This window comes from Corynebacterium qintianiae (assembly GCF_011038645.2).
Lineage (GTDB): Bacteria > Actinomycetota > Actinomycetes > Mycobacteriales > Mycobacteriaceae > Corynebacterium > Corynebacterium qintianiae.
The window spans coordinates 2195485-2202436 of record NZ_CP064955.1 but is presented as its reverse complement, the minus strand read 5'-3'; the positions used below and the strand labels follow the sequence as shown (position 1 = coordinate 2202436).

General features: G+C 66.1%; 9 protein-coding genes. 8 read left to right on the top strand and 1 reads right to left on the bottom strand.

The window, feature by feature from the left end; all coding sequences use genetic code 11:
- The first annotated feature begins 401 nt into the window (after positions 1–401).
- From rpmH to G7Y29_RS10630, 8 genes are all read left to right on the top strand, one after another.
- Positions 402–539 carry a 50S ribosomal protein L34 gene (gene rpmH / locus G7Y29_RS10665; protein WP_006839039.1) on the top strand — a complete coding sequence of 46 codons (138 nt, stop codon included), beginning with the start codon at positions 402–404 and terminating at the stop codon, positions 537–539.
- Between the two features lie 29 nt (positions 540–568).
- Positions 569–937, top strand: a complete 369-nt coding sequence (gene rnpA / locus G7Y29_RS10660) for a ribonuclease P protein component (RefSeq protein WP_165003136.1) — start codon at positions 569–571, stop codon at positions 935–937.
- Positions 937–1233 (top strand): membrane protein insertion efficiency factor YidD, encoded by a 297-nt coding sequence (yidD, locus tag G7Y29_RS10655; RefSeq protein ID WP_165003138.1) that lies wholly within the window; start codon positions 937–939, stop codon positions 1231–1233. The genes rnpA and yidD overlap by 1 nt, the downstream gene beginning before the upstream one ends.
- Before the next feature lie 15 nt (positions 1234–1248).
- Positions 1249–2226 (top strand): membrane protein insertase YidC, encoded by a 978-nt coding sequence (gene yidC, locus G7Y29_RS10650; protein WP_165003140.1) that lies wholly within the window; start codon positions 1249–1251, stop codon positions 2224–2226.
- Positions 2227–2318: 92 nt separating this feature from the next.
- Entirely contained in the window at positions 2319–2948 is a 630-nt protein-coding gene (rsmG, locus tag G7Y29_RS10645; protein ID WP_165003142.1) for a 16S rRNA (guanine(527)-N(7))-methyltransferase RsmG, read from the top strand.
- A 43-nt stretch (positions 2949–2991) separates the two neighbouring features.
- Complete coding sequence (locus G7Y29_RS10640) at positions 2992–3972, top strand: ParA family protein (RefSeq protein WP_165003297.1); 981 nt, start codon at positions 2992–2994, stop codon at positions 3970–3972.
- A 4-nt stretch (positions 3973–3976) separates the two neighbouring features.
- Entirely contained in the window at positions 3977–5044 is a 1068-nt protein-coding gene (locus G7Y29_RS10635; RefSeq protein WP_196820153.1) for a ParB/RepB/Spo0J family partition protein, read from the top strand.
- Positions 5045–5053: 9 nt separating this feature from the next.
- Positions 5054–5716, top strand: coding sequence for a hypothetical protein (locus tag G7Y29_RS10630; protein WP_165003146.1), 663 nt, complete (start codon positions 5054–5056; stop codon positions 5714–5716).
- A 21-nt stretch (positions 5717–5737) separates the two neighbouring features.
- Here the strand turns inward: G7Y29_RS10630 and G7Y29_RS10625 are convergent, their stop codons facing one another.
- Positions 5738–6952, bottom strand: a complete 1215-nt coding sequence (locus G7Y29_RS10625; RefSeq protein WP_196820152.1) for an N-acetylmuramoyl-L-alanine amidase — start codon at positions 6950–6952, stop codon at positions 5738–5740.

The following is a 6952-nucleotide window of genomic DNA, read 5'->3' as shown; positions in this document are numbered from 1 at the left end:
AGGGATCCCACAGCACCGCTGGAAGTGTCGGCGTTTCGCGGCCCGACCTGGGCAAAACCACAACCTTGTTATTACGGGGGTAACCCCTCACCGGGCAGGAAGCTACCGGGAGGGCCGATTTGTGCGCCCCTTGTGCGGTGGCGTAGTCTGGCATGGTCTGTCACATTGGTTATATCCGATGTGCTTGAGAGCACCACCGGCGCAGTGCACCGGGCCACCAGATACACAAGGTGAGTCGGCGCAGGTGGGGCACGCGAAAGCGCCTCCGCCCTCCACGCGGAAGCAACGCCGCATCTCACCTTCAACTTTCTCGCCGGGACGGCCTACAGCCCCGGGAGGCCGCATATTCCGGCAACGGGAACGCAGCCGCTGGCCGTCGCACACATCTCAAGGAGTTCTCCGTGTCCAAGCGGACTTTCCAGCCGAACAACCGTCGCCGCGCACGCAAGCACGGCTTCCGCGCCCGCATGCGCACCCGCGCCGGCCGCGCCATCGTTTCCGCACGCCGCCGCAAGGGCCGTTCCAGCCTCACGGCGTAGGCGCCCCTTAGCGCCGGAACAACAAGCCCGTGTTACCCGAGGCGCACAAGCTGACGTCGTCTGCGGATTTTCGCCGTACGATGTCGGCGCGCACCCGCTCCGGGTCCCGCACCTTGGTGGTGCACATATCAGCCCGAACCGACATCGCCCTGGCCGGCGGTCCGAGGTTCGGGCTCGTCGTGTCTAAGGCGGTCGGCAACGCCGTCGTCCGGCACCGCGTCTCGCGAAGGCTGCGGCATGTGCTGCTCGGCGGCGTCGACAAGCTCGCGCGGGAACTCGACATCGTCGTGCGCGCTTTACCCCCTGCCGCTGAGGCCACCAGCGCGGAGCTCAAGAAAGACTTCGAGCAGGCCGCGGCCGCGTCGCTGAAAAAGCTGGCCAAGCAAAAGAGCAGCTAGTGGCCTATTACAACTTCCTCGGCGGGGAGATACCGCCGGCACCCTCAGCGCCGGCGAAAGGCCTCGTAGGGCTGGTGCGCCTTTACCAAAAATACCTCTCACCCCTTAAGATGAGTGGGACCTGCCGATTCGTGCCGGTGTGCAGCGCATACGCGCTGGAAGCAGTTGCCCGCCACGGGGCAGCGAAAGGAAGCCTGATGGCCACCGCCCGCGTGTGCAAGTGCGGTCCGTGGCATCCGGGCGGATACGACCCCGTGCCGGGAAGCGTCGATCCGGCCGAACCCGAGACTGATTAGGAGTAACGTCCTCACGTGCTGAATTTCATTTACTGGCCAATCTCAGCGGTGCTGTGGTTCTGGCACAAAATTTTCGGATTCGTCTTCTCGCCCGATTCCGGCATCGCCTGGATTTTGGCGATCGTCTTCCTCACCTTCACCCTCCGCGTCCTGCTGATCAAGCCGATGGTGAACCAGATGCGTTCCATGCGCCGGATGCAGGAAATGCAGCCGAAGATGCAGGAGATCCGCGCCAAATACAAGAACGACCAGCAAAAGATGGCGCAGGAGACCCAGAAGCTGTACAAGGAGATGGGCACCAACCCGCTCGCCTCCTGCATCGTGCCGCTGGTGCAAATGCCGGTGTTCATCGGTCTGTTCCACGTGCTGCGCTCGTTCAACCGCACGGGCACCGGCCCGGGCCAGCTCGGCATGTCGGTCGAGCAGAACCGGAACACCGCGAACTACATCTTCTCCCCGGAAGACGTGCGTTCCTTCTTGGACGCCGACTTTTTCGGTGTGCCGCTCTCGGCTTACATGTCGATGCCGGCCGACGCCTTCGCCGCGTTTACCGGACTCGATTTCACGCGCACCGACATCGTTATGGTGTGTCTGCCACTGGTGATCATCTCCGCTGTCTTCACGCACCTCAACGCCCGGCTGTCCATTGAGCGCCAAAACGAGCGCCGTGCGGCCGGCAAGGTGGCCGCCCCCGTGGGTGAGCAGGCCGAGATGATGCAGCAGCAAATGCAGCTGATGAACAAGATGATGCTCTGGGTCTTCCCCGTCATGATCCTCGCCTCGGGCTTCCTCTGGCACATCGGCCTGCTGTTCTACATGCTCGCCAACAACGTGTGGACGTTCTTCCAGTCGCGCATCGTCTTCGACAAGATGGACAAGGAAGAGGCCATCGAGGACGAGCAGAAGCGCGAGGCCAAACGAGCTTCCGCCCCCGAGGTTGCCGCGCGCAAGGTGGACAAGCGCACGAAGAAGCAGCGCAAGCAGGGCAAGTAGCCTTTCGCCCAGCGACGCCCCCGTCAACCGCCGCCCCATCGCCTGGGACGGCGGTTGTTTCTATGTCGGGGCCGTTTACTAGAGTCGGTACCATGTCGCAGCCCTCCCCCACTCCTTCCGTCGCAGCCGCAGTATTCGGCGAGCGTCTGCCGCTGGCCGAGGCCTACCATCACTCGCTGGCGACGGTGGCCGCCGAGCGCGGTTTCATCGGTCCGAAGGAGGTGGACCGTCTCTGGAGCCGCCACCTGCTCAACTGCGCCGTCATCTCGGAGGCCTTCGATGAGGGGTGCAGCGTTGCCGACATCGGCTCGGGCGCGGGACTACCCGGCATTCCGCTGGCGATCGCCCGGCCCGACCTCCACGTCACGCTCATCGAGCCGCTACTCAAGCGCTCCACTTACCTGGGTGAGGTTGTGGAGGAGCTGGGTCTGGACAACGTCACCGTCGTGCGCGGCAGGGCCGAGGAACAGGGCAGGGCGCTTTTCGACGCTGTGACGTCCCGCGCGGTCGCCCCACTGGGCAAGCTTGCTAGCTGGTCGCTGCCTCTGGTCAAGGTCGGCGGCGCGATGATCGCAATGAAGGGTGAATCGGTCGGCGAGGAACTTGAGCGTGACGCCCGCGACATCAAGCGGGCGAAAGGCGGCGAGGCCGAAATTTTCACCGTCGGCGGCACCGTGCTGGAGCAGCCGACCACGCTTATCCGCATCAGGCGAACGCACTAGAGTTGGCATGGATGATTCGGGGAACGACCGGGAGGCCGCGCGCATGACGGAGGAGCACAACGACGACCAGCAGTGGGACGACACCCCCATCGCTGCGGCGGCGCGGCGCGCCGCGCGCGTGGTGTCCGGCACAGACACCCTCCCGCGCCCCGACGCGGCCCGCGTGTTCACGGTGGCCAATCAGAAGGGCGGGGTGGGCAAGACCACCACGTCGGTAAACATGGCCGCCGCGCTGTCGCGTCAGGGCCTGAAGGTACTCGTGATCGATCTGGATCCACAGGGCAACGCGTCGACCGCACTCGGCGTGGAGCATCGCGCGGGCACGACCTCGAGTTACGAGCTTCTCATCGGCGAGGCCGAAGCTGCCGACGCCATGCAGCCGTCGCCCGGCAACGGCAACCTGTTCTGCATCCCGGCCACCATCGACCTGGCGGGCGCGGAGATTGAGCTGGTCAGCCTGGTGCGGCGCGAGTACCGCCTCCACGACGCGATCCGCCGCGGCTTCCTGGAGGACAACCAGTTCGACTATGTCTTCATTGACTGCCCGCCCTCGCTGGGCCTTCTCACCATCAACGCGATGACGGCGGTGGATGAGGTACTTATTCCCATCCAGTGCGAGTACTACGCCTTGGAAGGGGTCGGCCAGCTGCTGGGGAATATCGGCATGATCCGCGAGCACCTGAACCACAACCTGCACATTTCGGCAATCCTGCTGACCATGTACGACGCCCGCACGAAGCTGTCTGAGGAGGTTGCAGGCGAGGTGCGCTCCCAATTCGGCGAGGTCGTGCTGCGCAACGTCATCCCCCGCTCTGTGAAGGTGTCCGAGGCCCCCGGGTACGGCCAGACCGTGATCGATTACGACCCTGGGTCCCGCGGGGCGCTCGCCTACTTCGACGCGGCGCGGGAGCTGGCACACCGCGGCGACTTCCAGCCGCACAAGTCCACAGGCCCGATCGGGGTCAGCCCCGAGGTGGCCGAACAACTAAATAGCTCGCAGGACAGTGGAGAGGACGGAGAGTAAGCACATGGCACAGGAACGCAAGGGCGGTCTCGGCCGCGGACTGGCGGCCCTCATCCCGTCTAGCACCGAGTCCGTCGAAACCATGGACAAGACCGGCAAGACCGGAAGGCTCGGCAACGGCGCCGCGGACGTGATCCTCGGCGGCACCTCGAGCGGCACGAGCGGGCAGGCTGGCACCGGCAACCGTGCCACGAAGCGGGTTGCGGGTGCGCCGGTCATTCCGGGTGCGCCCAGCGTCGCCACGCAGTCGGAGCGCCCCAAGTCCGCCATCCCGATGGGTGCCCGCTACCAGGAAATCCCGGTCGGCGAGATCTTCCCGAACCCGAAGCAGCCGCGCCAGGTGTTCGACGAAGATGAGCTGGCGGAGCTGGTCCACTCGATCAAAGAGTTCGGCCTGCTCCAGCCCATCGTGGTGCGCGAGACCCCGGAGGGTTTCGAGCTCATCATGGGCGAGCGGCGCTGGCGCGCGTCGTCCAAGGCCGGCCTGAAACACATCCCGGCCATCGTGCGGGAAACCAACGACGCGGACATGCTCCGCGACGCCCTTTTGGAGAACATCCACCGCGTCCAGCTCAACCCACTGGAAGAGGCAGCCGCGTACCAGCAGCTGCTCGAGGAATTCGGTGTGACCCAGGAGCAGCTGGCAGACCGCCTGGGCCGTTCCCGCCCGCGTATCACCAACTCCATCCGGTTGCTCAACCTTCCGGTGGCGGTGCAGCGGCGCGTCGCCGCGGGCGTGCTCAGCGCCGGGCACGCCCGGGCGCTGCTCGGCCTCAAGGCGGGCGCGGAGGAGCAGGAGAAGCTGGCCGACCGCGTCGTGGCAGAGGGCATGAGTGTTCGCGCCACCGAGGAGGCCGTCACCCTGTTGAACAGGCAGGGAGCCGAGCCGGAGAAACCGAAGCGCGAGCCTGCGCCGCAGCCAGAGTTCCTCGAGCACGCCGCCGAGCGCCTCGCCGATGAGTGGGACACCAAGGTCTCCGTCACCATGGGCAAGCGCAAGGGCAAGATCGTCGTGGAGTTCGGCGACCGGGACGACCTCGAGCGCATCATGGCGCTCATCCAGGGGCAGTAAGGTTCGGCCGTGGCGGCGGCATCGAGCTCCCCGCGGGCCAGCGTCGTAGCGGTCACGCACGAGACGCTCGCGCGCATCCACCGCCGCACGGCCACCGCAACCTTCTGGGAGCTTGATCCGCTTAGCGACGCCTACACCCACGCCCTCCCCGAAGCCGACAAAGGCGCGTGGCTGGTGGCCCGCGCCTTCGCTCAGGGGACGGTGGGTTTCAGCATCGCGGAGGCCCGCTCCTCGGTGGGCGCTTTTGCGACCGTGCTGTTCTGCCCCGCGGCAGACGCCCCGGGCGCGGTGCGGATGCCCACGGCTCCTGCGAGCCATGACGCATGGCTGGTTACCAGCCTGCATATCGACACCGCGGCGCTGCGGCGCGGCTGGGAATCCGTCCTGCTCGACGCCGTTATCATGGCCGCCGCACAGCGCGGGGCGGATGCCCTCGAAGTGTTCGGCTTCGACCCCGCCAATGAGCCCGCCTCGGCCATGAGCGCCAGCATCGCACGGGAGGCGAGCTCAATCGGGCTGGTGGAGGTCTCCATCCTGGAGTCGGCGGGGTTTACCGTCATCCGCGAGCATCCGGTGGTGCCGCGGCTACGCTTGGAGCTGCCGCCCACCCACAACATGCTGACTGCGCGGGAAGTCGCCGACCTGCTGGCTGAGATCCCCGTGGGCGGCTGACTGCCCGTAGCTTTCCGTGACTTACATCGCGCGTTCTTGGCGCAGCAGGTCGGAGAACGAGTAGGTGCCGGTCGGCTTGTCGTCTTCCTCGAGCAGGTAGAGGCGCTTGACCGCCACGACGATGGCCTCAGAAATGGCGTCGCGCTGGCGCGGGTCAGCGACGATCTTCACGTCGTCCGGGTTGGTCAGGTAACCCGCGACAACCTCCACCGCCGGCATCTTGGACAGGCGCAGCAAGTCCCAGGTGCGGCCGTGGTTGAAGCAGTTGCGCAGGTCGGTGCGGGCAACAATCTCGCGCTGGATGAATCCCGAGAGGGTCTCACCCGTCATCGAGGACGCGCCGAGCTCGGAGCCGAAATAGAAGGTGGCCACGCCGTTGGCCTTGTCGTTGTGGTAGCGATCGAGCTGCAGCGAGATAATCAGGTCGGCGCTGAAGCTGTTGGCCAGCTCGGCGCGCGCCTTCGGCGACGGATTGTCACCGCGGGGGCGGGAAAAAATCGTCTCCATGCCCGCGGCCACCATGCGGCCCTCGACGCGCTGGGCGAGGTCCCAGAGGATCTCCTCCTCGGTGATGTCGCCGTAGGGGCCGTTAACGGTCATACCGGTGTCCGCCAGCCCGAAACTCGGGTCGATCACGACGCGCTTGCCGGACAGGCGGGGCCCGGCTTGGCGTACGCGCTCACGCTCGCGGATCGCCTGGGCGGAGCCGCCCGTGATGCGCCGGCCCAGCAGGCTCAGGGCGTGTAAGGTGTCGGACCCACACACGCCGTCATCCTGCAAACCCGAGTTGAGCTGGTAGTTCACCAGGGCCTCGTGCGTTTTCCTGTTGAAGTGGCCGTCGATGCGGTGGGAATAGAAGCCCAATTCTTGGAGCTGCTGCTGCAGCTGCCGCACGTCGTCGCCCACCATGACCTGGCCGGGGCGAAACGAGAGCACGCGGGCTCCGAGGGTGTACGAGGCCTCGCGCAGCTCCCGCAGTGTAACGGTGTCGATCTCACCGGTGGGGACGATGCCGCGGGACTGCTGGAAGGCTTTGACGCACTCCGCCAGGTGGGCGTCGAAAAACAGCTCCTCGCGGGAGAACTGCCGGGAGTTCCACTCCCCGACCCTGCCGTCGTACCCGTCGAGCATGCCCAGCCGTGCGAGAGTCGAGCGCACCTCTGCGACGCGGGCGCTCGAATCGCCGACACGGAGAACTTCAGTCACTGGGCGCCTTTCTTCGGGCTGGTCGGGCAT